The organism is Enterococcus faecium (assembly GCF_029023785.1).
GTDB lineage: Bacteria > Bacillota > Bacilli > Lactobacillales > Enterococcaceae > Enterococcus_B > Enterococcus_B faecium.
Window position 1 is genome coordinate 322,995 of sequence record NZ_CP118955.1, and the last position, 26,999, is coordinate 349,993.

The 26,999-nt window shown below is 38.2% G+C and carries 21 protein-coding genes; 19 read left to right on the plus strand and 2 right to left on the minus strand.

The genetic code is table 11. The features are described from left to right. Position 1 precedes the first annotated feature (1 nt). The 13 genes from PYW34_RS01580 (at position 2) to PYW34_RS01640 (ending at position 18,278) form a co-directional block, all read left to right on the plus strand. Complete coding sequence (locus tag PYW34_RS01580; RefSeq protein WP_002320969.1) at positions 2-1,777, plus strand: HTH domain-containing protein; 1,776 nt, start codon at positions 2-4, stop codon at positions 1,775-1,777. Positions 1,778-1,834: 57 nt separating this feature from the next. Next, complete coding sequence (locus PYW34_RS01585; RefSeq protein WP_002317516.1) at positions 1,835-3,730, plus strand: beta-glucoside-specific PTS transporter subunit IIABC; 1,896 nt, start codon at positions 1,835-1,837, stop codon at positions 3,728-3,730. Continuing rightward, positions 3,727-5,184 carry a glycoside hydrolase family 1 protein gene (locus PYW34_RS01590; RefSeq protein WP_002294677.1) on the plus strand — a complete coding sequence of 486 codons (1,458 nt, stop codon included), beginning with the start codon at positions 3,727-3,729 and terminating at the stop codon, positions 5,182-5,184. The genes PYW34_RS01585 and PYW34_RS01590 overlap by 4 nt, the downstream gene beginning before the upstream one ends. A gap of 583 nt (positions 5,185-5,767) precedes the next feature. Beyond that, positions 5,768-6,202 carry a MarR family winged helix-turn-helix transcriptional regulator gene (locus PYW34_RS01595; RefSeq protein WP_002294674.1) on the plus strand — a complete coding sequence of 145 codons (435 nt, stop codon included), beginning with the start codon at positions 5,768-5,770 and terminating at the stop codon, positions 6,200-6,202. Positions 6,203-6,302: 100 nt separating this feature from the next. Then, the gene (locus PYW34_RS01600; RefSeq protein WP_002294672.1) at positions 6,303-7,394 is read left to right on the plus strand and encodes an NADH-dependent flavin oxidoreductase; all 1,092 of its coding nucleotides are present in this window, start codon (positions 6,303-6,305) and stop codon (positions 7,392-7,394) included. A gap of 29 nt (positions 7,395-7,423) precedes the next feature. Next, positions 7,424-8,101: a type 1 glutamine amidotransferase domain-containing protein gene (locus PYW34_RS01605; RefSeq protein WP_002294671.1), complete on the plus strand. Its 678-nt coding sequence runs from the start codon at positions 7,424-7,426 to the stop codon at positions 8,099-8,101. 331 nt (positions 8,102-8,432) lie between these two features. Continuing rightward, the gene (locus PYW34_RS01610; protein WP_002294670.1) at positions 8,433-9,728 is read left to right on the plus strand and encodes an NAD(P)/FAD-dependent oxidoreductase; all 1,296 of its coding nucleotides are present in this window, start codon (positions 8,433-8,435) and stop codon (positions 9,726-9,728) included. Further along, positions 9,718-11,178, plus strand: a complete 1,461-nt coding sequence (locus PYW34_RS01615; RefSeq protein WP_002296783.1) for a helix-turn-helix domain-containing protein — start codon at positions 9,718-9,720, stop codon at positions 11,176-11,178. Before PYW34_RS01610 ends, PYW34_RS01615 begins: the two co-directional genes overlap by 11 nt. Positions 11,179-11,313: 135 nt before the next feature. Beyond that, positions 11,314-12,810, plus strand: a complete 1,497-nt coding sequence (gene glpK / locus PYW34_RS01620; RefSeq protein ID WP_002294668.1) for a glycerol kinase GlpK — start codon at positions 11,314-11,316, stop codon at positions 12,808-12,810. Between the two features lie 13 nt (positions 12,811-12,823). Further along, the gene (gene glpO, locus PYW34_RS01625) at positions 12,824-14,647 is read left to right on the plus strand and encodes a type 1 glycerol-3-phosphate oxidase (protein WP_002294666.1); all 1,824 of its coding nucleotides are present in this window, start codon (positions 12,824-12,826) and stop codon (positions 14,645-14,647) included. Then, positions 14,648-15,364: an MIP/aquaporin family protein gene (locus tag PYW34_RS01630; protein WP_002292560.1), complete on the plus strand. Its 717-nt coding sequence runs from the start codon at positions 14,648-14,650 to the stop codon at positions 15,362-15,364. 305 nt (positions 15,365-15,669) lie between these two features. After that, positions 15,670-17,598: an endonuclease MutS2 gene (locus tag PYW34_RS01635; RefSeq protein WP_002294659.1), complete on the plus strand. Its 1,929-nt coding sequence runs from the start codon at positions 15,670-15,672 to the stop codon at positions 17,596-17,598. A 125-nt stretch (positions 17,599-17,723) separates the two neighbouring features. Then, positions 17,724-18,278, plus strand: coding sequence for a CDP-alcohol phosphatidyltransferase family protein (locus PYW34_RS01640; protein ID WP_002294657.1), 555 nt, complete (start codon positions 17,724-17,726; stop codon positions 18,276-18,278). A 729-nt stretch (positions 18,279-19,007) separates the two neighbouring features. Here the strand turns inward: PYW34_RS01640 and PYW34_RS01645 are convergent. Beyond that, on the minus strand, positions 19,008-19,322 hold the full coding sequence (locus PYW34_RS01645) for a DsrE family protein (RefSeq protein ID WP_002321527.1): 315 nt from the start codon (positions 19,320-19,322) through the stop codon (positions 19,008-19,010). Between the two features lie 13 nt (positions 19,323-19,335). Beyond that, the gene (locus tag PYW34_RS01650; RefSeq protein ID WP_002294653.1) at positions 19,336-19,596 is read right to left on the minus strand and encodes a metal-sensitive transcriptional regulator; all 261 of its coding nucleotides are present in this window, start codon (positions 19,594-19,596) and stop codon (positions 19,336-19,338) included. Positions 19,597-19,765: 169 nt separating this feature from the next. Here PYW34_RS01650 and PYW34_RS01655 point away from each other — a divergent pair, with 169 nt between their 5' ends. The 6 genes from PYW34_RS01655 (at position 19,766) to PYW34_RS01680 (ending at position 26,905) form a co-directional block, all read left to right on the plus strand. After that, entirely contained in the window at positions 19,766-20,080 is a 315-nt protein-coding gene (locus tag PYW34_RS01655) for a rhodanese-like domain-containing protein (protein WP_002294651.1), read from the plus strand. Position 20,081: 1 nt separating this feature from the next. Then, positions 20,082-21,737, plus strand: coding sequence for an FAD-dependent oxidoreductase (locus tag PYW34_RS01660; protein ID WP_002294648.1), 1,656 nt, complete (start codon positions 20,082-20,084; stop codon positions 21,735-21,737). An 82-nt stretch (positions 21,738-21,819) separates the two neighbouring features. Next, entirely contained in the window at positions 21,820-23,955 is a 2,136-nt protein-coding gene (locus tag PYW34_RS01665) for a HelD family protein (RefSeq protein WP_002296832.1), read from the plus strand. Positions 23,956-24,129: 174 nt separating this feature from the next. Beyond that, on the plus strand, positions 24,130-24,639 hold the full coding sequence (locus tag PYW34_RS01670; protein WP_002294644.1) for a hypothetical protein: 510 nt from the start codon (positions 24,130-24,132) through the stop codon (positions 24,637-24,639). Continuing rightward, positions 24,636-25,940 (plus strand): glycosyltransferase family 2 protein, encoded by a 1,305-nt coding sequence (locus tag PYW34_RS01675; protein ID WP_002294643.1) that lies wholly within the window; start codon positions 24,636-24,638, stop codon positions 25,938-25,940. Before PYW34_RS01670 ends, PYW34_RS01675 begins: the two co-directional genes overlap by 4 nt. 107 nt (positions 25,941-26,047) lie before the next feature. Beyond that, positions 26,048-26,905 carry an LPXTG cell wall anchor domain-containing protein gene (locus PYW34_RS01680; protein WP_002289299.1) on the plus strand — a complete coding sequence of 286 codons (858 nt, stop codon included), beginning with the start codon at positions 26,048-26,050 and terminating at the stop codon, positions 26,903-26,905. Positions 26,906-26,999 lie beyond the last annotated feature (94 nt).

The window sequence follows — 26,999 nt, forward strand, 5'->3', positions numbered from 1 at the left end:
TATGTTTATAACAAAGAGGAGGTGTAAGCAAATGGACTTAAATAAACGACAACTCCAAATTCTTGTAGTATTAAGAAATAAGAATCATTGGATAACAAGCGAAGAATTAGCTGAAGCTTTAGGTACCAACAAGAAAACGATCCAAACTGAAATCAAAAATATGCTTGCTATCTACGAGAAGAAAATCATTATCCAGTCAAATAAACGTTCAGGTTATTTTTTAGAATCAATTGAATCTGAAACTAAACAGCAAATCATACAAGAGGTGACGAAACATAAAATCTATTCCAGCATGGATTTCCGAGCTTCAACTATTGTGACGTACTTATTGTTTCAAAAAGGGTATGTCAGTATGCAAAAGATAGCAGACATTTTCTTTCTTTCAAAAACAGCCGTATCATTACAAATAAAAACGATTTTGCGTTGGATCGAGCGCAATCCTAAATTAGAACTGGAAGTTTCGTCGACAAAAGGACTAAAAATCATTGCTGAAGAAAATTCAAAAAGAATTTTCTTATCTCTTGTTGGAACAGAAACGGTGATCCAACACGCAAGGTTGCCTCAACAAATCAGTACAATTTTTTCCAATATCATGCCGACTGTCCAAAAGACATTAAAAGAGGTTCTTATATCATATAATTATATTGTTTCAGGAGAGGACTTCATACGATTTTCTCGGTATCTCGTTTTGACCATTCTTCGAAGAGAAGAACTTTTAGAAAAAACAAACAGGTATACATTATTTATTCCGATGGTAGAGACCCTCACAAAAAAGTTATCATCAGAACTACCCTATTCTTTTTCCAATCAAGAAAAACAAGCAATTGAAAATCGACTATTAGAGTTAAATTATTTGATGATTAATGATGAAAAAAACAAAGAAATAGAGAAGAATCTAAGAGCATTTGAGCAAACGATTATTCGTTTTTTAGATCTTCCTGTTTCGTTATTGTTCCATGAAACAGAATTTTTGCTAACCCATATCAAACAAATGAAAACGAGGATGGATGCCGGACATAATACCATGAATCATTTTGTACAAAAGATCATCTCCCGTTATCCTTTAGAAATTTATTTAATTCGGCGTTTCTTCCCAATACATTTTCAATTACGTCCCAATTTAGCTGAAAGCGCTTATTTTGTTTTGTATCTTGCCGAAGCGTTGAATCCTTTTCGAAAACAAGGGGAGATACTGATTGTTAGTAACCAGCCAATTAGTATTTTGAATACACTAAAAAAACAGATTCAACAAAGTATGAACATGTGGATCAAAGAATGCCGGATAGAACCAGTGTATCTTTTCAAAAATCAATCAAACAAAATAACGGAATATGATGCAATTTTGACTACTGAGCAAGAGCTTATTTTTGAGTGGGATGATTTGATTTATCTACCTAGTGTTCTAGATGAGTTTGAATCTTGGGAGATTTATCAGATTTTGCGTGAAAAGCTGACCATAGTTGAAGAAAAAAAGAAAACAAAACTGCTTGATCATTACTACAAAGAAGAAAATCAAATAAAAATCCATAAAAAGATAGATTCCATTCAGCAACTAATCTCTCCTAGTTCTGACCTAGTTATGCTTCCGTTAAATGCCGAGACTTTGTTGTGCTGTCTTATCAAAAGCCAAGTAGAAACAAAAATCACAGAGTATCAGCTTGAGATACCACTTATACATCAGCAAAGGAAGATCAAGCGTGTTTTTTTTGTCTCCTTTGACTATAAGAGAAACGATATACTTGTTTTCTTTCAAGCAGTGAGTGATTTGCTCGGCTAAGTAAACCATACACACTATTGTACAGTTTCGTTCGCTATTAGAAGGGGTACTAATTGAATGGAGAAACCGTTTTCTAAGAACTATACTTATCTTGTAAGAAGGATTGCTACGGCATTAATTAACAAGGGGGAAGTAAAAATGGACTATTCACAATTAGCGAAAGATATTGTCCGATTTGTCGGAGGCGAAGAAAATGTCAGCAATGTTTACCATTGTGCAACAAGGTTACGCTTTACCCTAAAAGATAATAAGAAGGCAGATAAGGAGAAGGTAGAGCAACTAGAAGGTGTGATCACTGTAGTCGAAGCTGGAGGAATGTTTCAAGTCGTAGTAGGAAATGCAGTAAATGAAGTGTATGACGTATTATCCAAACAAATGAAACTAGAAGATGATGCATCTAGTGGAAAGAGAGGAACTGAGAAAAAAGGCATTTTAAACTCTTTTATAGACATGATCGCCGCTGTTTTTGCCCCGACTTTAGGCGTCTTGGCAGGAAGTGGTTTGATCAAAGGAGTACTCGCCTTATGTACGAGTTTGAATTTATTAACTACTGAATCAGGAACTTATATCATTTTGAATGCAGCAGCTGATGCATTTTTCTATTTCTTGCCTATATTTTTGGCATATACTGCTGCAAAAAAGTTCAATACAGATCGTTTCATCGCTATGGTTATTGCAGCAGCTCTCGTTTATCCTACGATTGTCAGTGCATATAGTGATAGCATAACCTTGCGATTTCTAGGGATGCCCGTGATTCTAGCAAGGTATACAAGTACGGTTATTCCAGCAATTTTAGCTGTATGGGTTCTTTCTTATATTGAGCCTAAGATTCGCAAAAGCTTGCACGAAAGTATTCGAAATTTATTGACACCATTCATTTGTATCATCGTGATGGTCCCAATTACTTTATTAGTTGTAGGTCCAATTGCAGATTATGCAAGTCAGCTGATTGCAGCTGGATATTTAGCTGTTTATAACTTTAGCCCTGTTTTATCTGGTGCTGTTATCGGCGGATTTTGGCAAGTGTTAGTGATTTTTGGGTTACATTGGGGACTTGTACCAGTAATGACCAACAATCTTTCTTTCTACGGTCGTGATACGCTAGGTCCAGCATGTATGACTGCCGTAGCTGCGCAAGCAGGAGCAGTACTTGGGGTATTTTTGAAAACGAAAAATAAGAAAGTAAAAAGTTTATCTTTATCTGCATTTATCACAGCATTATTTGGAATCACTGAACCTGCTGTTTATGGTGTGACTCTTAAATATAAACGACCATTTTACATTGCTTGTATATGTGGAGCTATATTTGGTGGAGTAGCTGGTGCCGCAGGAGCCGGTGCTTTGGCAGTTGCTACAAGAAGTATTTTGTCTTTCCCGATTTATATTGGTGAAGGATTTGTTTGGCTAGTTGCTAGTTATTTCTTAGCGATGATCAGTTCCTGTATGCTAACTTTTCTTTTCGGCTACAAGGATGAAATCGAAGAAGAATCCTCAAAGGATATAGTGTTAAGTACTCCTGCAGCAGGTGAAATAATTGATTTATCTGAAGTAAACGATCCAACATTTGCTAGTGGATCTTTAGGAGAAGGGTTTGCGATCATTCCAACGGACGGAAAAATCTACAGTCCTGTAAACGGGGAAGTTTCAACAGTTTTTCCAACGAAACATGCAATTGGGGTAGTCAGTGAAGAAGGAGCAGAGATACTGATCCATATCGGTATTGATACAGTGAATTTAAATGGCAAATACTTTCAAAGTGCAGTATCTGATGGAAAAAAAGTACGTAAAGGCGATTTATTGATGGAAGTAGATTTGCAAGAATTAATCAAAGAGGGATATGATCCGACCACAATGGTTATTGTTACAAATAGTAGTAGATTCAAAAATATCATTACTAGTCATAAGAAAAATAATCAAACAAGAAAACTAGCAAGTTTAGGGGGATCGATATGAAAAAATTTCCAGAAGGATTTTTATGGGGCGGAGCGACAGCGGCCAATCAATGTGAAGGTGCATGGGATGTAGATGAAAAAGGATTATCTGTGTCTGATGTGTATACATTCGACAGCGATTTACCTAAAGAAAAATGGACAGATCAATGGCATATGATGACGCATCAGCAAGTAAAAGCGGCGCAGGATCCCAACAGCAAGTATTATTATCCTAAAAGACACGGAAATGATTTCTATCATCACTTTAAAGAAGACATCCGTTTATTTGCTGAAATGGGTTTTAAATGCTATCGGATGTCTATCGCATGGACAAGAATTTTTCCTCATGGTGATGAAGAAACACCCAATGAAGCGGGATTATTTTTTTATGATCAAGTGTTTGACGAATGTCTAAAATATGGGATTGAGCCAGTCGTTTCTCTTTCCCATTATGAAATGCCGTTATATTTGGTTACAGAATATGGTGGATGGCCTAATCGAAAGCTTATTCAGTTTTACGTTCGTTTCGCTGAAACAGTATTCAAACGCTATAAAAATAAAGTAAAATATTGGATGACTTTCAATGAGATCAACTGTGTAAAACATCACCCTTTTGTTAGCGTAGGAGTAATTGAAGAAAACCATCCCCATTTGGAACAAGCGAAATACCAAGGTGCACACCATCAGTTTATAGCAAGTGCTTTAGCTACAAAAGCTTGTCATGAAATTATCAAAGGTTCACAAGTCGGTTGTATGATCAGCTATCAGCTTCTTGTTCCGTATTCTTGTGATCCGGATGATATTCAAAAAACAATTGAGCAGCAAAGAACTTCTTTGTTCTTTAGTGATGTTCAAGCAAGAGGATATTATCCAGCGTATACGCAACGAATGTTTGAAGAAAAAGGTGTCAACTTAAAAATAGAAGTAGGTGATGAAGAAATCTTAGCAGCCTACCCTGTTGATTTTGTTTCTTTTAGCTACTACATGTCTAGTGCAGTCAGTGCTCATCCAGAAAATTGGGAAGGGGTCCAAGGAAACTTAATAACTGGAGGAATTAAAAATCCGTATCTTCCATCAAGTGAATGGGGCTGGCAGATTGATCCTAAGGGTTTGAGAATTGCTTTGAATCAATTATATGATAGGTATCAAAAACCACTGTTCATAGCTGAAAACGGACTCGGAGCTATAGACAAAGTAGAAGAAGATGGAACCGTTCAAGACGATTACCGCATTGACTATTTGAAACAGCATATTGAGCAGATGAAGGAAGCTATCAAAGATGGAGTAGATTTATTTGGTTATACGTCGTGGGGCTGCATTGATATCGTCAGCGCTTCTACTTCACAAATGTCAAAACGTTATGGATATATCTATGTTGATCAAGATGACGAAGGGAATGGCACAAAGAAACGGTTAAAGAAAAAATCATTTGATTGGTACAGACAAGTCATCCAATCAAATGGCGAAATCCTATAATAAAAGGAAATAAGGGACTGTGACAAAAGTCTTGTCACAGCCCCTTCTTTACGAATAAACAGTATTCTCCTGCCAACTCCTCGATCACAAGTCACCATAGTCATAAAACATGAGAAGCTGTTTTTTGAAATTGCTCCTTGTGACTCGGAGTTCAACGGCAGGCTCACGACCTCTCAATAAACGGTGTACAATCAGCTGACCATCGGCATTAGCTCAAAAAACGACAAAATATGAGGAACTATTTTTGTTTGGCTGTTCTTATTACTTGATGCAGGACGGCTTTTTCACAACCTCTGATATAAACGGTGTTCAAAAGCCAGTTTTTCGGTATTAAGCCAAATTTATGCAAAAATGTGGAAAGCCATTTTCACAAAATTTTTCTTCATACTCAAAACTAAACGACTTTTTCACAACCTCTGATTCACGGTGTTCCAGAAGGAGTTTTGTCGAAAACAAGCCGAAATTCTTTGAAGATGGCTACTTCTTTTTTTCAAATCTAGACAGAGGAGGCGGACATTATTCCGTGTTTTTTGACAAAAAATAAAAATCATACTATGATATGTACGCCAATGGAGGGGATGAAATGGAAAAGCCAATTGAAAAAGCGTTAGATGAATGTCTTTTCTTTAGCGTGAAAAAGCTAGATCGCATGTTGAATAAATTAGCTGATGAAGCGTTTAGAAGGACAGGTCTGGCACCAACTTATGGTTTTATTTTATTGATATTAAAAGAAAAAGATGGAATACCACAAAAAGATATTGCACAAATGCTCTATTCCGCCCCATCAACGATTGCTCGTTTTGTTGAAAAATTAGAATATAAAGGATACGTCAAAACAGTTAGCGAAGGTCGCTTGTCATTAGTTTATCTTACAGAACAAGGACGCCAATTTGCTAAGGAAGTCGATGGTAGCTGGGAAGAACTTCATCAGTCATACAAAGCAGTTTTGGGAAATGAAGCAAGTAAAGAATTAGCCCAGACAATGAATGATGCAACAGATAAGTTACAAAAAAAATAAAATTTTTTAAGCAAATTAGTTGCATGTACAACTAATCGAGTGGTTTAATGATAGATGATTCTCGATAGGTTAATCAGAGCGAATTATGGGAGGAATGACAATGTCACAATTTGATCAATCAATTACTTTACCTTCAGGAGTTCAATTGAAGAACCGATTGATGCTGTCGCCTATGACGACACAACTCAGCTTTTTCAATGGAGTGATCACCGAAGATGAGATCACTTATTATAAACAACGTTCTAAAGGTCTTGGTGCTGTTATTACTGGTGCTGCAAATGTCCAAGATATCGGAAAAGGCTGGCCAGGTGAACTCAGCATCGCTCATGATGAAATGATTCCTCGATTAAGTGAGCTAGCGAAAGCAATCCAAGGAGAAGGCGCAAAAGCGATTATTCAGATTTTCCACGGTGGACGAATGACAAGTCGAGCAACTTTATCTGGAGAACAGCCTGTATCTGCAAGTGCAGTTGCAGCAAAACGTCCTGATGCGGAAACACCACGAGCAATGAGTGAAGAAGAAATCGTTGAAACAATCCAAGCATTTGGCAAAGCCACACGTAGAGCGATTGAATCAGGATTTGATGGAATCGAGTTGCATGGAGCAAATACGTATTTGATCCAACAATTTTTCTCTCCGCATTCGAATAGACGAGAGGATCAATGGGGCGGTAGCTTGGAAAATCGTTATCGTTTTATTGAAGAATTATTAACAACGGTTTTCTCAGCGGTTGAACAATATGCTAAAAAACCATTCATCGTAGGGTATCGTTTCTCACCAGAAGAATATGAAACACCAGGTATCCGTTTTGAAGACACGATCTGGCTTCTTGAACGATTACGTGAGTCAAAACTAGATTATCTGCATGTTTCATTAAATATGTATGATCGAATAGCTCGTTCTGATAAATACAACGATAAATCGATTCTTGAAGTGGTCCATAACACGATTCAAGGAAAGATCCCTTTAGTTGGTGTCGGTGGGATCCGCAATCGCGAAGATGTAGAGCAGGTATTGAAATATGCAGAACTTGCAGCAATTGGACAGCAAATGATCGTCGATCCTGACTGGGCAGAGAAATTATTGGAAAACCGTGAGGATGAATTTGTAACGAAACCTTTTGAAGAAGCATATAAAGAGCTTTATTTGCCAAGCCCATTATATAATTTCTTGAAAGCACGTTATCAATAACGCAATTTTTATAGAAAGAGGATGGGAAAATGAAAGTATTGATCGTATTAACAAATGTAGAAAAGTACGAAAAGATCGAGCGTCCTACAGGTTTGTGGTTAAGTGAACTGACTCATTTTTATGATGTATTAGTAAAAAATGGGATCGATGCAGATTTTGTCAGTCCTAAAGGCGGATATGTACCTTTAGAACCGCAAAGTGTTTTGAATATGGATGAAATCGATTGGGCCTATTATGAAGATGAAGATTTCAGAAATCGGGCCTTGGGAAATACCTTACGTCCTGATGATGTGGATGCAAATGATTATGCAGCGGTTTATTATGCTGGTGGCCACGGAACAATGTGGGATTTTCCAGAAGCAATAGATCTTGGGAAAGTCGCTTCACAAATCTATCGAAATGAAGGGCTGGTCTCAGCTGTTTGTCACGGTGTTGTAGGATTGTTGCCAGTTACAGATGAGTCTGGAAAATCTATTTTAGCTGGACGTACAGTGACTGGGTTCAGTAATGAAGAAGAGGAAGCAAATGGTACAACGAATGAAGTACCATTCTTAGCAGAAGATGCTTTGAAAGAAAAAGGAGCAAACTATCAGTCTGGAGCAGCTTTTTCAGAAGTGGTTCAAATTGATGGGCGGCTTCTTACAGGGCAAAATCCTCAATCTGCTCATCAATTAGGCGAAGCAGTTGTTGAAGCATTAAAGAATTAAAAATAAATGATGTGTCTATTCTAACTATTACATTACACACGCTAAAACTCGTCTTTTCGTTCTTTTCTGTTTCCTATTTGGACAGAGGTACGTAAAAGGCGAGTTTTTTTCTTTTATAAGAGTACATTTTTTGAAACATCTCTTCAGAAATGATACTCTTCAATTAGGTCCACTAGTACATTATTGAGAAGCAGACCTAGAACACGGTATGATGGAGAGGGTTGATTCTGCTGCATCGCTATGTATCATAAGGTTGAAAGCGAGTTATGAATACTGTGTTTTCTGATTGAGAAGTTAGCAGTAGAACACCTTATAAGAAAGAGGAATGCAGATGAACATTGTAATTGTCGGCGGGTCGTTTGCAGGGATTCATGCGGCTATTTATCTTCGCCAATTGATGCCAACAAGTGAAATATATTTGATTGAAAAGCAATCGAAGTTAGGATGGATTCCCAGCGGGTTCAATTTGATATTAAAAGGAAAGGTTACCAGTGAAAAACAACTTTCTTGGATCACGAAAGAAGAACTGACTGACCGCTATCGAATCCATGTTTACACAGAAAAGACAGTAATAGGATTGAAAGAAAAAAAAGTCGTTTTAGCAGGAGGAAAAAAATTGGATTTTGATCGTTTGATTCTAGCAACTGGTTCAAATCAAAAGTTTCGAAATATTTCTGCAGAATCAACGCTTATTCACCCAGTTAAAAAGATACAAAACGTAACGGCTCTTCAGCAAAAGATCATGAATGCAAAGAAAATTGCAATTATTGGTGCAGGACAAGCAGGAATCGAAATAGCTGAAGGGTTGGCATCAAGAAAAAAACAAATCCATCTTTACGAAAGCCGAAAGTCAATTCTTTTTCGTTATCTAGATCCTGAAATGACAGAACCGTTAGTAAAGGAAATGAAAAATCAAGGGCTTTCACTTTTTTTAGAAGAACAAGTTGTGTCTTTGACCGAAAATGAAACCGCTATTGTAGAGACGGAAAAAAGAAAGGAGAACTATGATCTTGTTTTGCTGGCTAATCATTCTCGCCCCGACAATCAGATGTGGGAAGAACAATTAACATTGAATGATGATGGAACGATCTGGGTAGATGACTACTTGCAAACGTCTCAAAAAGACGTTTATGCGATTGGCGATGCGATCCAAGTAACTTTTCGTCCAACAAATGAAAAAATGTATGTTTCTCTAGTAAATAACGCTGTCCGTACAGCACGAAATGTCAGCAAGACAATTAGTGGCTCACAGACAAAGGATCAGGGAACCTATCGTCCAGTCGGCAATCAGTGGTTTGGCTATTTCTTAGGAAGCGTAGGTTTGACAGAAGAAGAGAGCATTTTTTATCCCCAAAAAATTGAAACAGGATACGTAGACTACAAGCTTACAGCAATAAATCAAAGCAAAGTTAAACTCAAATTTCTATTTGATTCTGAAAAAAAGATTCTTGGAGCACAGCTCCAAAGCAAAAAAGAGATGTTCCACCTTCTTGACCAACTGACAATTGCAGTAGAAGAAGGATGGACGTTTGAACAGTTAGAAGAACATGAGCTATTTTTCCAGCCAGAATACCGTGTGCCAGATATGGTGTGGTCAAAGGTGGCGAATACTGCCTATGAAGATTGAAGCATTATTAGAAAGAAAAGAGCAGTTACAGATCCTGATTTTGCGAAACCTTGTTCTGCAAGGGGGAACAGCCTCTATCAATGGTTTGAGAGAGCATGTCCAACTGTCAAAAGCCTCGTTTGATCAATATTTGGAAGATATTGAATTGATTGGCCGAATGATGGAAAAAAAAGTAGAAGTACAGCGAAATGAGTATCAGGCGCTGCTTGTGTTGGACGAAGATGTAAGTTTGGAAAAAATTCTATTGTTTTTATTGCAGGAAAGCTTGAAGTTTAAGATGCTCGTCTATTTATTAGAACATCAGCAAGTATCCATCGTTCGATTAGCGACAGCGTTTAATATCAGTGAGTCTTCTGTTTTTCGAAAGATCAAAGAATTGAACCAGCTCTTAGAGGAATTTGGATTACAAATCAAAAACGGTCAATTATACGGAGAAGAGCTACAGATACGATATTTTTATTATGAACTATTCCAATATATCCCGGAAGATCAGCGACCGCTTTTTTTGCAAAATACACCAGAAAAAAGACCGTTCATTCTAGGATTGGACCGTGTATTAGAAACAACGTTTACGGCATCAGCAGAAGCACAGATTGCTTGCTGGCTCGGGATTACGAAAAAAAGACTATTGAATGAAAAAAGTACGTACGCAACTTTGAAAGAAAAGAAATTACTCTATCAGTCGGACCGGCTTTATCAAGCAATCGATCCAATCATCGTGATGCATCTTAGTCGAACAGCAGCAGAACTGAATGTATACGAAACAATGATGTTTTACAGCTTTTTTGTTTCTTTTTCGATAGTAGACGAAGAAATATTTTATCAGTATGATTTGACACGGAGCAAAAAGTTACCAACCGCTGTTTTAGATACTTACATTCGGGAAACGATGTTATGGCATTATCGTCCTCGTCGTTTGAAAATCAAAGAAGAAAAGGCAGTAGGCTACCAAATTTCCCAGATCAACAATGAATGGTTTTTCTTTGTTGGAAAGATCGAAGTCTATGAGCGTGATCGGCTTTTGGAACAGCAGCAGAAAATGCTCGGGCATTCCTTAACACAGTTACTGGCGAAATTACAGGAAACAGCGGTGCAGCAATTGCCGAGGAAAAGAGCTGAAGATAGTGAGCTTAGTTACCTGATGATCCAGTATGCCAATGTTCTTTTGATGATCGATTTTTATATTGCAAAACCAGTAGTGATTGGAATCGATTTAGAAAGTCTGCCGATTTATCGTATTGCTTTTCAACAATATCTGATCAGAGAACTGAGGGGAATCGGCGGTATTGAGATTGGAAGTTATGAAGAAGGTAAAGAATATGATTTGGTGATCACATTTTGCCAGAGAAACAAAAAACAGTGTGAATATTATCTGTCAGAATTTGCGTCACCTTACGACATTATTCGATTGAAAAGAAGAATAGAGACGCTGAAAAAAGAAAAGAATTGATTAAAAAATAGCTTCATAATAAAAAACTGTCAAAAAAAGAAAAAAAGAATAAAATTTTGACAGTTTCTTTTTTTAAAACAGTAGTATGATAAGAGTAGTTAAAGAAAGCGTTTGCATATAATGGAGGGAATCACAATGACAGAATCAACGTATATCATGGCGATTGACCAAGGTACAACTAGCTCACGAGCAATTATCTTTGACAAGAAAGGAAGACACATCGGCAGTTCTCAAAAAGAGTTCACGCAATATTTCCCGCAAGAAAGTTGGGTGGAACATGATGCAAATGAAATCTGGAATTCTGTACAGTCAGTTATTGCCGGAGCGTTCATCGAATCAGGGATCAAACCAAATCAGATTGCTGGGATTGGCATAACGAACCAGCGTGAAACAACAGTAATATGGGAAAAAGATACAGGACGTCCAATCTATCATGCAGTTGTTTGGCAATCCAGACAGTCAGCTGGAATTGCAGATAACTTAAAAAATGAAGGCTATCAAGAATTTTTCCACGAAAAAACAGGGTTAGTGATCGATGCCTATTTCTCAGCAACGAAGATACGCTGGATTCTTGATCATGTAGAAGGCGCGCAAGAACGAGCTGAAAAAGGCGAATTGATGTTTGGAACGATCGATTCTTGGTTAGTATGGAAACTGACCGATGGACAAGCACATGTTACTGATTACTCGAATGCCAGTCGGACGATGTTGTTCAATATCCATCAGCTAGATTGGGATCAGGAGATTTTAGATTTACTAAATATTCCTCGAGTGATGTTACCAAAAGTCACTTCTAACTCAGAAGTTTATGGTTATACGCAAGGTTATCATTTTTATGGAAGCGAAGCACCAATTTCAGGGATGGCAGGAGACCAGCAAGCCGCATTATTCGGACAAATGGCATTCGAACCAGGCATGGTCAAGAATACTTATGGTACAGGTTCATTTATTGTCATGAATACCGGTGAAAAACCGCAATTATCCAAAAATAATTTATTGACGACAATTGGTTACGGCATAAATGGAAAGGTTTACTATGCTTTAGAAGGAAGTATTTTTGTGGCTGGTTCTTCGATTCAATGGCTGAGAGATGGACTTCAAATGTTGCAAAAAGCTAGCGATTCAGAAGACGCAGCGAAACGCTCTACAAGCGAAGATGAGGTTTATGTTGTTCCTGCATTCGTTGGGCTAGGTGCTCCTTATTGGGATCAGGCAGCACGAGGGGCTATGTTTGGCTTGACACGTGGTACGACAAAAGAAGATATCATTAAAGCTACTTTACAGTCGATTGCTTATCAAGTGAGAGATATCATCGATACGATGCAAGATGACACTGGAATCAAGATTCCTGTATTGAAAGTAGATGGCGGTGCAGCAAACAATGAATATCTGATGCAATTCCAAACAGATATCTTGAATGTACCGATCCAACGAGCAGAAAACTTGGAAACAACGGCGCTAGGGGCAGCATTTTTAGCAGGATTAGCTGTCGGTTATTGGAAAGATACAGACGAGATCCGCGAATTTTATGAAGCTGGCAAGCTATTTGAAGTTCAAATGGAGGAAGAGCGCCGAGAAAAACTTTACAACGGTTGGAAAAAAGCAGTAAAAGCTACCCAAGCATTTGAATAAGGAGGAAATCCATATGTTTTCAAACAAGACAAGACAAGATAGCATTCAAAAAATGCAGCAAGAAGAATTGGATCTGTTGATCATCGGTGGCGGAATCACTGGTGCCGGTGTGGCAGTCCAGTCAGCAGCATCAGGAATCAAAACAGGATTGATCGAAATGCAGGATTTTGCAGAAGGGACTTCCTCTCGCTCGACCAAACTTGTTCATGGCGGTATTCGTTATCTGAAGACATTTGATGTGGAAGTAGTAGCTGACACAGTTGGTGAACGTGCAGTCGTACAAAGTATTGCCCCACACATCCCAAAACCAGATCCAATGCTTTTGCCAATCTATGAGGGCGAAGGAGCAACAACCTTCAATATGTTCTCGGTCAAAGTAGCAATGGACCTTTATGACAAACTGGCAAATGTGACAGGAACCAAATATGAGAATTATACGCTGACACCAGAAGAAGTATTGGAAAGAGAACCGTTTTTGAAAAAAGAAGGGCTAAAAGGCGCGGGTGTCTATCTAGATTTCCGCAACAATGATGCCCGTTTAGTGATTGATAATATCAAAAAGGCTGCCGAAGATGGGGCTTATCTAGTAAGTAAAATGAAAGCGGTTGGCTTTTTATATGATGGCGATCAAATCGTTGGCGTCAAAGCTCGTGACCTGCTGACAGATGAAGTGATCGAAATCAAAGCAAAATTAGTGATCAATACGAGTGGTCCTTGGGTAGATAAAGTACGAAACTTGAATTTTACGCGTCCAGTCTCTCCTAAAATGCGTCCAACTAAAGGGATCCATTTAGTTGTAGATGCGAAAAAACTGCCTGTACCGCAACCCACATACTTCGATACAGGAAAGCAAGATGGGCGGATGGTTTTTGCTATTCCAAGAGAAAACAAGACTTACTTTGGTACGACAGATACGGATTACCAAGGAGATTTTACGGATCCGAAAGTCACACAAGAAGATGTAGATTATCTATTGGATGTGATCAATCATCGCTATCCAGAAGCAAATATCACATTGAATGATATCGAAGCAAGCTGGGCAGGACTTCGTCCACTGTTGATTGGTAATTCTGGTTCTGATTACAATGGTGGAGATAATGGATCGATTTCAGACAAGAGCTTCAATAAAGTTGTCGATACAGTAAGTGAATATAAGGAAAACAAAGTTTCTCGTGCTGAAGTAGAAGACGTGTTGAACCATTTGGAAAACAGCCGTGATGAAAAAGCACCTTCTACGATTTCCAGAGGTAGTTCTTTAGAAAGAGAACCAGATGGTTTGCTGACTTTATCTGGTGGGAAAATCACCGATTACCGTAAGATGGCAGAAGGAGCTTTGCGATTGATACGCCAATTATTAAAAGAAGAATACGGAATAGAGACGAAAGAAATCGACTCTAAAAAATATCAGATTTCAGGTGGAAACTTCGATCCAACTAAATTAGAAGAAACAGTGACAGAATTAGCAAAAGAAGGAGTAGCAGCCGGTTTAGAGGAAGAAGATGCTACTTATATCGCTGATTTTTACGGGACTAATGCCCGACGTATCTTTGAATTAGCAAAAGAAATGGCACCTTATCCTGGTTTGAGTCTCGCTGAGTCAGCTCGGTTACGTTATGGTTTAGAAGAAGAAATGGTTTTGGCCCCAGGCGATTATCTCATTCGTCGTACAAATCATCTGTTGTTTGAACGAGATCAGCTTGATGAGATCAAGCAACCTGTGATCGATGCAATTGCTGGATATTTTGAATGGACAGAAGAGGAGAAGGCGCAACAGACTAAACGTTTAGAAGCATTGATTGCAGAATCAGATCTGCGGGAACTAAAGGGGGAGAAATAAATGAACAGTGATATGACTCAAATCATGGGGGAGTTTATTGGGACACTGATCCTAGTTTTGCTTGGAGATGGTGTGTGTGCGGCTGTGAATTTAAACAAAAGTAAAGCACAGGCTTCTGGCTGGATTGTCATCGCATTTGGTTGGGGACTCGCTGTAACAATGGCTGTCTATATTTCTGGATTCATGGGCCCAGCTCATTTGAATCCTGCAGTCTCTCTAGCTATGGCGATGACAGGGGCAATTAGTTGGAATCTTGTCGTTCCTTTCATCATTGCGCAAGTTTTAGGAGCTTTTGCAGGGGCCATTCTTGTTTGGCTTTCTTATTTGCCACATTGGAATGCAACGAAAGATGAAAGCGCGATTTTAGGAACGTTTGCAACAGGTCCTGCTATACGGAATTATCCAGCAAATGTGATCACAGAATTAATTGGTACATTTGTATTAGTTCTTGGGTTGCTAGCTTTTGGACAAAACGAATTTGCACCTGGAACGAACGTATTCGCTGTAGGTGGATTGATCTTAGCCATCGGTCTTTCATTAGGAGGGCCAACAGGATATGCAATCAACCCTGCTCGGGACTTTGGTCCTCGATTAGCACATGCGGTATTGCCAATAGCTAATAAAGGAACTTCAGATTGGGCATATTCATGGGTACCAATCGCAGGTCCAATGATCGGAGCAATTATCGCGGTAGGTGTCTATTCATTAATGGTGTAAATCTATAAAACATACTAAAGTTTGACAACCAAAATGTGTCTTGCTATAGTTAAGTGGAAAATAAATAAGACCTAGAAGAATGGGGTATGTTTTGTGAGTGTAGCTGGTATCTAATCAGTAAGTCGAATAGCCAATAAACAAAGTTTATTTGGTGTGCTTATGAAACGGTACCTGTCAGGAAAACAATATCTTTGTATTCTAATAAGGATAGGACATGACTTTTTTAAGCTGTGTTCTATCCTTTTATTTATCTCTAGGCCCTTATTTATTTTGGGACAGGTATCTCTTCAAGAAAAGGAGAGAATATGGACAACGAAATGATTAGTCAATTACAATTTGATCGGATCAAAAAGGAAATCCAAGCAAGAGCAATTGGAAACTATAGCAAAAAACGAATCAGCGATATGACGGTCTCGACAAACCTACAAACTGTCTTGGATCGTCAAGAAGAAACAAGAGAAGCACGCTTGATCTTAGAAAGCAGTCAGCATGTTCCATTTATGGGGTTGCCGAGGATCGATGCACTGACAGAACAAGTCAAAAAAGGGTTGATTCTGCAGCCAACCGATTTGATCGAATATGCGGATTTTCTTAGAAGCAGTCGGATGATCACAAAGTTTTTTGATAAGAATCAATACCAGACACCCTTGTTGTTTGCTTATAGCAAACATCTTCCTGATTTGATAAATGTAGAAGAGTTGATTGACCAGAAAATAAAAAATAATAAAGTCAGTGACGACGCGTCACGTAATTTGCGTAAAGTACGCAAACAATTACAACTAATCGAAAAAGAAATCCAGTCAAAATTACTGAAATTCTTGCGTCATCCGAAAAACAAAGAAATGATCCAAGAAGCAATGATTGTTCAAAAAGGCGAATACTATACGATTCCTATCAAAGCCAGCTATAAAAATAAAATAGATGGAACGATTATCGATGAATCAAATAAAAGAACGACGGTTTTTATTGAACCAACTGTGATTTCTAAATTGAATGAACACTATCAGTTGTTAAAAGCTGAAGAAATCAGTGAAGAATATCAAGTCCTGGCGGCATTGACTGGTGCTATCGCAGAAAACGAAGAAGTGATCGATTTATTGATCGAAACGATCACGGTGTTAGATATCATCTTTGCTCGGGCAAAATTTAGCCGAGAAATCAATGGAAGCACACCTAGAATCAATAAATCGGAACATATCATTATCAAGCAAGGCAGACATCCATTTTTACCTGAGCATGCGGTACCATTGGATGTTGAAATCGGTAAAGACTATCGAGGCTTGATTATCACCGGAGCAAATGCCGGAGGCAAAACAGTCGTGTTGAAGACAGTCGGTTTATTGACTTTGATGGCGATGTTCGGTATGCAAGTTCCGGCAAAAGAAGGGACAGAGCTTGCTGTCTTTGATGAGATTTTCGTCGATGTCGGTGACCACCAAAATTTAGAAAATGCGTTGAGTACATTTTCTGGTCATATGCAAAACATCGCTGCTATTTTGAAAAAGATAAAAAGGAATACGTTGGTACTTTTAGATGAGATTGGCAGTGGAACAGAGCCAAATGAAGGGGCTGCACTAGCGATCGCAATCATGGAATCTATGTATGAGCAAGGGGCATTGATCATTGCCACGACCCATTATGGAGAAATCAAGAAATTCGCCGGAGATCATGAAGATTTTGTGCCGGCTGCTATGGCTTTCGATCGGGAAGCACTTCGTCCTAAATATCAGTTGCGGGTTGGAGAAACAGGAGAAAGCCAAGCTTTGTGGATTGCTCATAAAATGGATATGTCGATGAAATTGATCCATCAAGCAGAGCGTTACTTGGCGGAAAAAGCCTATCGGACACAGAAAAAAGAATTTCTTCCTAAGACAGCAGTTACAAATAGGAAGGAGAATAAAAAAGAACGCCAGCTCTTTGCAAAAGGTGATCGGATATTTGTCAATGAATACCAAAAAGAAGCGTTAGTTTATGAAGATATAGGTGAAGATACGATTGATGTATATTTAGACAAAAAAATAATCCACGTGCCTCGTCAGCGTGTTCGTCTGGTGCGTTCAGCAGAAGATCTGTACCCGACAGGTTACGATTTAGACAGTCTGTTTATCGATTATAAAACACGTAAACGGCAGCGTGACCTAGAGCGAGGATCAAAAAAAGCTCATAAAGTACTAGTAAAAGAAATGCGCAAACGACAGGAAGAAAGAAGAGTAAACGATGAAAACAGCAAGTGATTATCTCAAATTAGCTCATAATATCAGTGGCTGTAAAGAAAAATAAAAACAGTGAAATCATTGGTTTTATTCCCCGTGTAAGCTAAAATAAAAAGAAAAGAGTGCTGAGGAGGTAGGGCGATAAAATGAAATTAAGCACAGACTGGCGTAAAGAAATACAAACGATTCCGAATCTTTTATCGATATTCCGTATTTTTTTGCTGCCGATTTATCTTTATTTTGTGCTGAGACAGTCATTTTATATAGCAGGAGCGGTCATTGTTGTCTCAGGTTTGTCTGATTATCTAGACGGGGTCATTGCTCGGAGATATAATCAGGTAACAGACTTAGGGAAGGTGCTTGATCCGTTTGCAGATAAATTGACACAACTTTTTCTGATTTTGTCTATGGCATGGTATCGACCGTGGCTTTGGCTGTTGTTTGGTCTATTCTTGATAAAAGAAGGCTTTATGTTTGTAGCTGGATTAATCGGGCTATCTAAAAATATCAAATTAAGTGGAGCGAAGTGGTATGGCAAAGTAGCGACTGCTGTCATCTATGTTGGCATGATCCTTTTGCTGCTTTTCCCAGAATTACCAACGCTGTGGGTGAGAGTCATTTTTGCCGTCATCACTTACGGTCTTTTACAATCTTTTGTCTTGTATGCTGTCGAGTACCGAAAGATGTTTCAAAGAAAATAAAAAAGGGGTGTGACCTATGTCGCATTCCTTTTTTTGATAAATAGACTCCCAGTAGCTACTTCTCGATAATAAGCCAACCAAACCAAAAACAGGAGAAGTTGTTTTTGAAATTATTTCTTGTGATTCGGAGTTAAATGGTAGGCTCACAACCTCTTGGTAAACGGTGTTCAATCAGCTGACCTTCGGTATTAGCTCAAAAAACGGCAAAATATGAGCAGCTATTTTTCCGTTTGTTTCTCTAATACTCAGGTCAAACCGCTGATTTTACAACCTCTTCCTTAAACGGTATTCAAAAGCCAGTTTCTCGGTATTAAGCCAAATTTATGCAAAAATGTAGAAATCCATTTTCACAAAATTTTTCTTAATACTCGAAACTAAGCGACTTTTTCACAATCTCTTCCTTAAACGGTGTTCAATCAGCTGACCTTCGGTATTAGCTCAAAAAACGGCAAAATATGAGGAGCTATTTTCCCGTTTTTTTCTCTAATACTTAGGTCAAACCGCTGATTTCACAACCTCTTCCTTAAACGGTGTTCAAAAGCTTGCATCTGCGGTAATAAGCCCAACCAAACGAAAAATATGAGAAGCTATTTTTGTTTGGCTGTTCTTATTACTTGATGCAGGACAGCGTTTTCACAACCTTTGATTCACGGTTTTCCAGAAGTAGCTTCTTCGAAAAATAAGCCGAAATTTCTTGAAGCTGATCACTTCTGTCGCAACCTCTACTGACTAAGGCTTGATATAAGCATAACCTTGGGATTGCAGTTCAACTAAATCAAGGACACCTGCTGGTACAACGATTACTTGTTCAGGTAAAGAACTTTCTGAAATATGATTAGCACGCATAGCATTGGCGCAAGCGTGAAAAACGACTCCTTGCAAATCTAAGAATTCTGCATTGGCAGAGTCTAGATAACCGGTAATCGCGATGCCATTTACAGATACGACAATCGTCGTTTCTGGAGAAGCTTTTATCAGGTTTTTTACGTTTTTCCCTGTTTCTGACCATTTTTCTAATTCATCAATATGGAAAACGACTTTCATTGAAATCATTCCTTTACTTTTTAATAATCATCTTGATCGCTTGTTCTAGTTTAGCCGCTTGTTCTTCTGGATTACTATCAGGTTTCTCAAAGCAATTTTTCAGATTATCTGCAACGATCATGCCCATTACGCGATCAATACTAGAACGAACAGCGCTTAATTGAGTGATGACATCCATACATTCTTTTTCGTCTTCGATCATTTTTTGGATACCACGAATTTGTCCCTCTGTACGTTTCAAACGGTTCAGGATATTTTTATTATCAATCTCCATAACACATTCTCCTCTATTTTTATAATTAGATAATACCCCTTATCGGTATTTTATGCAAATATAAAAAGTAGTGAAAAAAATGAAGAGTCATTCTGGTTGACATATTAATAAAGCTCCTGTTTAATATACCCCATGAGGTATTTATAAAAATGTAAATGAGGTGCAGAAAATGAATTTGCTATTTCAATCAATAAAATCGATAACAGTCCCAGAATTAAAGGAAAAGCTTTTGGAAAATCCAGCGTTACTTGATGTTAGAACACCTGCAGAATACCGGGGCGGGCATATAAAAGGAGCTAAAAATGTTCCATTACAAAGTATAAACAGATATGATGGAGACAAAGAAAAGACCGTCTATGTGATTTGTCAATCAGGGATGAGGAGTAAACAAGCAGCTAAAGAATTAAAGAAATCTGGTTATGATGTAGTGAATGTACGTGGTGGCATGAATCAATGGTTTGATCGAACAGTAGGAGGGAAATAAGATGAAAATCGTTATTGTCGGAGGTGTAGCAGGTGGAATGTCTGCTGCTACACGGCTTCGCCGATTAATGGAAGATGCAGAAATCGTTGTTTTTGAAAAAGGACCGTATGTTTCTTTTGCAAATTGCGGCTTGCCTTATTATCTTTCGGGAGAAATCAGTGAACGGGAAAATCTTCTTGTCCAAACGCCAGAATCATTATCCGCTCGTTTTTGTTTAGATGTGCGTCCAAATCATGAAGTGACAGCCATCTTTCCCGAAAACAAAACGGTAGAAGTCGTACATGAGGGTCAAAAACACATTGAACAGTACGATGCATTGGTTTTATCTCCTGGTGCAAAACCAGTTGTTCCATCGATTCCAGGGATAACAGAAGCCGACAATGTTTTTTCTATTAGAAATGTACCAGATATCGATAAAGTGATGCATGCATTAGAAAAACAGCCAAAGCGTGCCGTGATCGTTGGTGCAGGATTCATCGGATTGGAAATGGCAGAAAACCTAAAAAGAAGAGGTTTAGAAGTCATGGTGATCGAACAAGCACCACATATTCTTCCAACACTGGATGAAGAAATGGCAGCTTTTATAGAAAAAGAATTGTCTCATCAAGGAGTAGAAGTGATTACTTCTCATGCTGTCGCTGGATTTGAAGACCACGGGAAACGATTGCGACTGGATGATGGGCGTACCATCCCTGCTGATTTAGTTATTTTATCCATTGGTGTTCGTCCTGATAACCAGCTAGCAGTGACCGCTGGAATCGAATTAGGCATACGCGGGGGTATCCTAGTAGACGAACGTTATCAAACGAATATTCCTGATATTTATGCGGTGGGGGATGCTATCGTTGTAAAACAGCAAATCACTGGAAAAGATGCACTTATTTCTCTTGCTTCACCAGCCAATCGTCAAGGTAGACAAGTTGCGGACACGATTTCCGGAATTTCTCGAAGAAATCAAGGCGGTATTGGAACAGCAATTATACGAACGTTTGGAATGACTGCCGCATCCACCGGTTTAAGTGAAAGAACAGCCAAAGAAAACGAACTGTCTTTTGAAGTCATTCATGTATCAGGAAAAGATCATGCAAGCTATTATCCAGAAGCAACAGATATTTTACTGAAGTTGATCTTCCATCCAGAGACTGGCGAGATTTATGGTGCACAAGGTGTTGGGGCAAAAGGTGTGGATAAACGGATCGATATTTTAGCAACAGCAATCAAAGGGCATTTGACGATCTTCGATTTACCGGAATTAGAATTGACGTATGCACCGCCATTTGGCTCAGCCAAAGATCCAGTAAACATGCTAGGATATGCAGCAATGAACATTGCAGAAGGGCTTAGTGAAACCGTACAATGGCATGAATTGCCGACAGAACTAGCAAAAGGAAAAATTTTATTAGATGTGCGAACAGCAGAAGAATTGGAAAAGGGCAAATTCAAGGAAGCCAAACATATCCCTTTGAATGAACTTCGGGACCGATTAAATGAATTAGACAGCCAACAAGAATATATCGTCAGCTGTCATAGCGGATTACGTAGCTATCTAGCGGAAAGAATCTTGAAGCAGTCTGGCTACCACGTAAAAAACCTTGATGGTGCATTTTCTTTATATCAAACTGTCCGACCTGAAGAACTGATATATCCTAACAAATGATACTCGTTAAAAAGCTTGCATTCGACTCTTAAAAGAGGTAAACTAATCGGTTCCACCACTTTAAAAAAAGAGGAGAATGTGTATGGTCAACACACAAAAACAGTTAGAAGAAGCATATCTGAAGAACGTGTATCAAAAGCTAATTGATAAAAAAAACGAACTGCGGGAATCGATGGATACGGCAAAAATAGAAGGAAACCAGTCGTTGAAAGAAATGGCTGGCGAGCTTCGATTGAATTTTGACAGTTACTTAGATAACCTGGATACTTTTTCGATGATTGAAATGAAAAATAGAGAAATCGATCAGATGAATATCAAACAGAAAAACGCAGAAAATCAGCTAGCAAAGATCGAACGTTTATTGAAAAGTCCCTACTTTGGAAAAGTCGTTGTAGACTTTCTGGATAATGAGCCAAAAGAATCCTTTTATATCGGTACAGCAAATTTCACAGATGATGCAGATGAAAATCTTGTTTATGATTGGCGTTCACCAATTGCCGAACTTTTTTACAATAACATGATTGGTCCATCTTCTTATACGGTTCGTCAAAATAAAATCGATACGGTTATTAAAGAAAGACGACAATTTCTTTTGGAAAGAGATCGTTTGGTCAAGTTTTTTGATACGTCTGTAGCTATTCAAGATGACGTATTATTAGAAGTCTTAGGCCAAGATGAGACCAATGAAATGAAGGCTATCACTGCTACGATCCAATCGGAACAAAACACAATCATTCGGGATGTGAAAAGTCAAAATATCTTGGTAAATGGCGTAGCAGGAAGTGGTAAAACCTCTGCTATCATGCAGCGTATTGCGTATCTGCTCTATTTATATCGAGATACGATGACATCCGATGACTTGCTGATTCTATCACCTAATCATCGGTTTATCGACTATATTTCGAATGTCCTACCATCATTAGGTGAAAGAAATCCACTGAATCTAACCATCATACAGCTGGTTTCACAGCTTTCAGCAGAGGAAATAGAAGGTGAAGAGGCTTATTTCAAACGTATCACGGGAGAAAATGTATCGGAGCAGACAGAACGTTTGCGTAGCAAAAAGTTTATCGATAATCTAAAACAATCAGATCCTTTGTTTTTAGATCATCCGAATTTTATCCGTGGACTTACTAAAAATGGAAAAACAGTCCTTTCTAAAAAAACGATCGAAAAAATATATGAGAAAGTTCCTGCTCATCCTAAATTGATCGATAGGCTTCAAGCAACGAAAAAGGCACTGATGAGCGAATGGAAGAATCATCTTTTGAAACAAGCAAAAAGTCCTGCTGTGCAGAATCAGGTACTCTCGTTGACAGAAGATAGGCAGTTGGAATTATTCGGTAAATTGATTTCTGATGATTCGGAACAAAGTATTGTAGCTTATGCAAGGAAACTTTTACAAAAAAAATATCGAAAAATAACCAGACAAATCGAAGAAATGGCATGGGTGGATGAGCATCAGTTGTTTGAAAGAATTTATGAAAAACGATATGGCTCAGCTTATGCTTGGCAACCCACACGTACTGTTGATGAAGCAGTCATTATATTAGCTATTCGTCATTTACTTGTTGAAAAGGTAAATGTACCAGCATTTCGCTATCTATTGATTGATGAAGTACAAGATTATACCCTGGCACAATTAGGTCTATTGATCGAATTATTTCCAAAAACTCACTTTACTTTAGTAGGTGACGAGAATCAGGCAATCTTTAATTCTTCCACTACTTTTGCTGATATTATGCGTTGTTTCGACGACTACCATCTGCCGATCCATCGGTATGATCTTAGAAATAGTTACCGTTCTAGCGGAGCAATCACAGAGCTTTTCAAAACCTATGCTGTGGATCAAGAGAAGATCGACATCGTATCGATCCGACCGCAAGGAAAAGAACCCGAATACCGCTCTTTTCGATCCTCTGAAGAATTGTTGAAAATACTAGCTGAGATTTTGGTTTCTCTAAAAGGAGAAAAAGCGGCAGTTATCACCCAAACAGAAGAGGAAACCCAAACGCTACAAGAATCGATTAAAAAAAATTCATATGGATTAGAAAACTGCCAAATCATTCCTTTGAGTCTAGCAAAAGGACTGGAATTTGATCATGTAATCTTATATCCATTTGAAAACGATGGAGATGAGCAAAGAAGACGCAGACAAATGTACACGGCGATATCTAGAGGAATGAAAAGCATTGTCGTATTGGAAAGAGCAACATAATTAAGAGATAAAAAATAAAAAGAACAACTGATAAAAAGAACAAAATATTTTTCATTTGCTGATGAGAAATGTTTTGTTCTTTTTCTTAGGAAAAATTTAGGAACACTTTATGTGAAAAGAAATGAAATGTATGGTAAACTCCTACGTCGTAACAAAAAAACGTGAGATGAGGATATGAAAAAAGTAACAAGAGAAGAAGTTGCATCAATTTTGGTGAAAGATAAGTATTTTTCAAAAGGTAATTACTGGTTAAAGATTTGGCAAACGTTAGTGGCTCTTTTAGGATGGATGATCGTTGTTCTTCCTTTTATATGGGTCTTTTTCCCATTAACGAGACCAGAAAGAGCCAAGGATTTTTCCTTGTACGCTTTTTTATCAGAAAAGAAAATGCTGTATTTCTTAATCGGCTTTTTTGTATTGATTTTTTTCAGTTTCCTGATTACCTCATTTGTATTGACTAGGTGGAACAATCGAAATCTATACAAAAAAGTAAATAAATCTTTTGAATATGAAGATGAAAAATTGAAAAAAAGACAAGAATTACTTGAAGAAGTGTATACGGAACGTTTTGGAACAAAAGAAGAGAGAGAAACGGTCCGTTTTTATTCTGTCTCCGAAGAGAAAAATCTAGATACGACATTCATTGCAGATTTGTATAAAGAAAATGGGGTGGAACTGAAATGATCTCAATCACCCATACAGGTAATTTATTCTTAGATACTTGTTTGTCTATTATGTATTTTTTTCTCGTTTCTTATCCGATTTTAGGCGGATTTGTATGGTTTATTGGTGTCTGGTGTTATGTGTTTTTATACAAACATAAGCAAAAAGAATGGGTAGATGTTCCCTTGAGTGTCGAACCGTTCATCACGATCATGGTGCCAGCCCATAATGAAGAAATTGTGATCGAAGATACAATCGAGTATTTGATGACGAAATTGAATTATCACAACTATGAGGTATTAGTGACAGACGATGGTTCAACGGACCAAACACCAGAAATATTAGCTAGACTGATGAAAAAATACGCTAATCTTCGTGTGGTTCGGATCGAAAAAAATAAAGGAAAAGCCCACGCGTTTAATATCGGACTTGCCTTTGCAAAAGGGAAATTGATTTTAAGCAATGATGCAGACACGGTACCGGAGCCAGATGCACTGATTAGGTATGTGAATTATTTCATTCGCCCTGGTGCAAGACATATTGCTGCGGTCACTGCAAATATGGATGTCCAAAATCGTACCAAATTGATTGCAAAATCTCAAACGGTTGAATTCTCAAGTATCGTGGGCATCATTAAACGAACACAGTCAGCTGTTTTCGGTGGTCTTTATGCGTACAGTGGAGCAAATACGATGTATCGAAAAGAAGCCTTGATCGATGTGGGCGGATTCAGACAAGATCGAGCGACAGAAGACATCAGTATTGCTTGGGATCATCAGTTAAATGACTGGTTATCTGTTTTTGCTCCTGAGATTATCTTTTTCATGGAAGTACCTGTGACGTTGAAGATGCTATATCGACAAAGAAAACGTTGGGCAAAAGGTGGAACAGAAGTCTGGCTGACGAATTTCAAAAAAGTGATGCTCCATCCTTTTAAACATATTGGAAGAACGATCATCTTCATTGATCAAACATTGAGTATTGTCTGGTCAATATTCTTTTGTATTTCCGTAGTTCTTTTTGCTGGATTAATCGGGCATTATGTATATCAAGGAAACTACGAACAGATTTATATTACTTTTACATTCAGTTTTGTGTTCATCTGCTTTGAAATGGTCGCAGGATTTTTCCAGTTGCTAGCTTCGCTGATTGTAGATGATCGACGAAGAAAATTGAAATACCTTCTTTTCGCACCACTATATATGCTTTTGTTCTGGATAGTGAACGCGATAACGATCGTGACGACTTTCATTCCAGCAGTCAAAACGATTTTAGGTTATGGAAGCGGGACATGGAAAAGCCCGGAACGTACAAAAAAATAAAAGATGCACCGTTTTTTAGACAAACAGCCTGTTGTGTTTATGGTTCTTCCAAACATTTTTGCTTATAATAAGAAATTAGTTAAAAAGTAGTAAGGATGGGAAAAGTGATGAAAAAAAGAATGAAGCCGTTAATCTGGCCAATTGCTGTTTCCAGTATTTTCTTATTGGGACAGACAGCTTTTGCGGAAACTTCTGAACCTGCTCAAACAGAACCTTCAACAACTATAAGCTCTTCTGGTGCTGAAAACGGTGCCTCGGAAACAGAAATGACTTCCAATGTACCGACAGATAATTCAGGAGAAACGATTTCATCTTCAGAAGATACATCAATAAATAGTTCTACCTCTTCTGACCAAATCGATCATTTGCAAGACTTGGAAAATAAAAGAAAAGAACTCGAAGAAGCATTAGAAGCTGCAAAAAACAAATTGAAAGAAGACCAAGCAGCAATCGATCAAGATTTAGCTGATCTTAAAAATAAAGTGGGAAATGACCGTGCACAACTTGAGAAAAAGCTTGCCGAAGCGAAAGCAAAAGCGGAAGCTGTCCAAACAGATCTTGACGGGAAGATCCAACAAGCAAAAGAATTCAATCAGCAATTAAATCAGGTTGCTCAAACAGCTTCTGGAAAGCTAAGTCAAACTCAAGCGGATATCACAGCGGCCAGTCAAGCAATCCACGGAAAGATCAGCGAAGCACAAACAGTTGCTAATGATTTTGAAGCAAAAAAAGCTGACTTAGCAGCTAGTTTCCAACGAATAAAAGATATTTTGCATTCGGCAGGAGAAAAATCAGTGACCTCTGGAAGCACGACAGAAACAGTTCAGCAAACGACAGAGCCATCCAAATCAACAAGTCAGACTTTGCCAAAAACAAATGAAAAAACAGCTTCTGTCAGTTATTCCTTAGCAGGGGCGGGTGTGTTAGTCGCAGCAGCTTACGGAATCATCCGCAAAAAGAAATAAAAAAGAGAGGATGGGAAGGTAGAGTACCTCGAAGTTAGACTGAAAAATCTAATTCTTGAGTGCCACTACATGTCCCATCTCTCTTTAGTTATTA